Origin of the sequence: Moorena sp. SIO3B2 (assembly GCF_010692525.1) — a bacterium.
GTDB lineage: Bacteria > Cyanobacteriota > Cyanobacteriia > Cyanobacteriales > Coleofasciculaceae > Moorena > Moorena producens.
The window spans coordinates 1-2,980 of the sequence record NZ_JAAHHE010000585.1 but is presented as its reverse complement, the minus strand read 5'-3'; the positions used below and the strand labels follow the sequence as shown (position 1 = coordinate 2,980).

General features: G+C 43.5%; 4 protein-coding genes and 1 pseudogene. 3 read left to right on the top strand and 2 right to left on the bottom strand.

Annotated elements, in window-relative coordinates; translation table 11 throughout:
• Positions 1-603, top strand: a pseudogene (locus tag F6K38_RS38380) (hypothetical protein); the annotation flags it as partial.
• Positions 604-883: 280 nt separating this feature from the next.
• Here F6K38_RS38380 and F6K38_RS38375 read toward each other — a convergent pair.
• Positions 884-1,129, bottom strand: coding sequence for a hypothetical protein (locus tag F6K38_RS38375; RefSeq protein ID WP_008189069.1), 246 nt, complete (start codon positions 1,127-1,129; stop codon positions 884-886).
• A gap of 73 nt (positions 1,130-1,202) precedes the next feature.
• On the opposite strand from F6K38_RS38375, the gene F6K38_RS38370 reads away from it, so the two are divergent.
• Positions 1,203-1,364: a hypothetical protein gene (locus F6K38_RS38370; protein ID WP_287360189.1), complete on the top strand. Its 162-nt coding sequence runs from the start codon at positions 1,203-1,205 to the stop codon at positions 1,362-1,364.
• A gap of 778 nt (positions 1,365-2,142) precedes the next feature.
• On the opposite strand, the gene F6K38_RS38365 is transcribed toward F6K38_RS38370, so the two are convergent.
• A complete protein-coding gene (locus tag F6K38_RS38365; protein ID WP_008189068.1) occupies positions 2,143-2,349 on the bottom strand; it encodes an SPOR domain-containing protein in 207 nt (68 codons plus the stop codon).
• A gap of 490 nt (positions 2,350-2,839) precedes the next feature.
• Between F6K38_RS38365 and F6K38_RS38360 the strand changes: the two genes are divergently transcribed.
• On the top strand, positions 2,840-2,980 hold a 141-nt coding region (locus F6K38_RS38360), incomplete at its 3' end, for a helix-turn-helix domain-containing protein (RefSeq protein ID WP_287256049.1).

The following is a 2,980-nucleotide window of genomic DNA, read 5'->3' as shown; positions in this document are numbered from 1 at the left end:
GGCTTATTCAATATGAACGTAATCGAAGATAGAAGTGCGTTTATCGGCCCAGATGGAAATCCAGACCGATCCTTAGTTTTTGGGAATAATAGTAGTGAAATAGCAGCTCTGAGCTTGACGGGTGAAGGTCAATCTGGAACTGTGACCAGGGATATTACCAACTCAGCACAGGATCCTGAGATATTACCAACATCAATAGTTGACCCCTCAGCATTAATTGTTGCTAACTGTCCCAGGAGTGGAAAAGTAGCGGTAGATGAACTTGGTGAATTCATTGTTACTGGACGAGGTGGCTTACCCCCAAGTCCTCTAGACCCAATTAATCAACAGTCTGTACTGGTAGATTGGGTTACCCTTGATCCTGAAAAAGAGAACATCGAAGAAGCTACCTCTACTCCTACTCCTGATGCCAGTTACTTGCCCATGAGAGGGAAACGCCGGACTGCCTCTACTCCTACTCCTGCTCGTCCCAAGAAGAAAATAGTGGAAGCTCAGGGTTGGATAGTGGGCGAGGATGGTACAATTATCTTGACGGCTGAACCGAATAATGTTACTCCTAAGAGTAATTGGTATATTCCTAGGTCTTGCGGTAGCAAGGGTTGAGCAATATGTTGGAAATTGCAGTAATTTTCGGCGTTGCTGAATTAAGGAATGAATGCGCGATCATATGGTTTTGTTAAAGCCCCCTAAATCCCCCAAATTTGGGGGATTTTGAAAGTTTTGTTCCCCCACCGGTGCGCTTTCCGTCGGCGAATTAAATTCGCCACGGGTCGCACCGCAGAATTGGGGGGCTAGGGGGGCGAAACCATACCCAGAATCAGCAACGCCCAATTTTCAGCATTGAGGATACTTATGGATAAGTATAGCGCTAGGTTAAGTGGATTCAGCTTAATCCAGTCAGTGTTGGAAATTTCAGCAATTTGGGAAAGAGTGCGTACGCGTAGCGGCTCGTACCGAGCATCGCAATGTAAAAGACTAGCGCTAGGTTAAGTGGATTCAGCTTAATCCAGTCAGTGTTGCTGATTTGAGCAATGTTGAGAGAATGCGATCGCGTAGCTTGATCTACGGTCAATCGCGCCTTTTTGAGCAACAAAGCGTGAAAATCCTTGACTGTTGGAAACTCCAGCAATTTGGGAAATCACGATAGTGCTAGCTTAATCAGTTTCGGTAGTTATCGAAAATTCCAGCAATTTGGGCTAATCATGATAGAGCTAGCAACAGCAACAAAGCGTGAAAATCGTTTACTGTTGGTAATTTCAGCAATTTGGGATAAGAGTGCGATTCGGGCTTTGCCCGACGCTTCGCGATCGCGCCTTTTTGAGCAACGCGCGATAGTTATCGAAAATTCCAGCAATTTGGGCTAATCATGATAGCGCGCTTCTTCAGCAACGCCCGATAGTTATCGGAAATTACCGTAATTTGGGATTATCATTATCATACTAAATTGATTAACAAGGGGTGAAAATCCTTTACTGTCGTAAATTCCAGCAATTTGGTAAATCATGCGATTCGGGCTTTGCCCGACGCTTCGCGATCGCGCCTTTTTGAGCAACGCGCGATAGTTATCGAAAATTCCAGCAATTTGGGCTAATCATGATAGCGCGCTTCTTCAGCAACGCGCGATAGTTATCGAAAATTCCAGCAATTTGGGATAATCCCGATAGAGCTAGCTTAATCAGTTTCGGTAGTTATCGAAAATTCCAGCAATTTGGGATAATCCCGATAGAGCTAGCAACAGCAACAAAGGGTGAAAATCGTTTACTGTTGGTAATTTCAGCAATTTGGGATAATCGCGATAGAGCTAACTTGAGCAACGCGCGTGAGTTATCGAAAATTCCAACAATTGTGGATAATCGCGTACGCGTAGCGGCTCGTACCGAGCATCGCGTTAGCATGAGCAATTTCTATAGTTATCGAAAATTCCAACAATTTGGGATAATCATGATAGTGCTAGCAATAGCAACAAGGGGTTAAAATCCTTTACTGTTGGTAATTTCAACAATTAGTGATGATAGCGATCGCCTTTGGCGCGGCTGAGGCCAAAGGCCACGCTGCGCGAACGCCGATCCCATAGCGGTTAGTCCCAACCATCACGTAGGGTGACTGGATGTCAATTGAGCTAAGTTGAGCAACTTCTAAATCTTACTCCTCACTCCCCTCAGCTTCTTGATTCATAGGTTCAGGCAAATCAAAAATAATCACAAATTTACCATCAGGCATCAAGCGTTTAAGAGCCTTTAAGTGCCCCTCCGCATCAGACCGGTTCCGGTACCGACCAACAACCACCCGTTGCATCCTCGGCAATAGGCGGATGATTGCCCACGGGTATAGGCGTTCAGAGTAGGTCATAATTTAAGGTATCTCCTTAACTGGGGGTCTAGAGCCAGCCTTCGGCCTTCGCAAAACTTCAGGCTGGCTCTTAACGTTTTCACGTCAGATGATTCTATTATAACATACAAAAACTTTTATTATAACATATTTTGCAAATTTTTGTAACAAAGTATTGGGGGAATCGGGAGTCGGGAATCGGGAGTCGGGAATCGGGAATCGGTTAAAAAAAATAGCGCTAGATAAACTTGACTAAAGTATAGCGCTATTATAAACTGGTAACTTAATTAACCTAAACATCCCTTAAGACTCCAAAAAATAGCGCTAGATAAATTTCACCAAAGTATAGCGCTATTATAAACCTACCCACTTAATCAAATCAAACATCCCTTAGCACTTATAAAAAGTTAGCGCTAGATAAATTATAAATTTTTGTTAAAAAGCAACACAGTCTAGGAACTATGTGTTATCTTAAATATAAGATTAGCGCGATAGTAAAGGGGAACAAAAAATGAACCAACAAACCAAGATAGTCGGAACTACCCAAGCAGCTTTTCTTCTAGGGATTTGCGTCCAACGAGTTCGCCAACTTCTGAAAAATGGTAGAATTAAGGGCGCTCAAAAAGTAGGCAGATTTTGGCAAATTCCCCTA

Excerpts from the sequence above, each read along its gene's own strand:
- F6K38_RS38365 (WP_008189068.1), bottom strand. The coding sequence starts at position 2,349 with ATGACCTACTCTGAACGCCTATACCCGTGGGCAATCATCCGCCTATTG.
- F6K38_RS38370 (WP_287360189.1), top strand. The coding sequence starts at position 1,203 with ATGATAGAGCTAGCAACAGCAACAAAGCGTGAAAATCGTTTACTGTTG.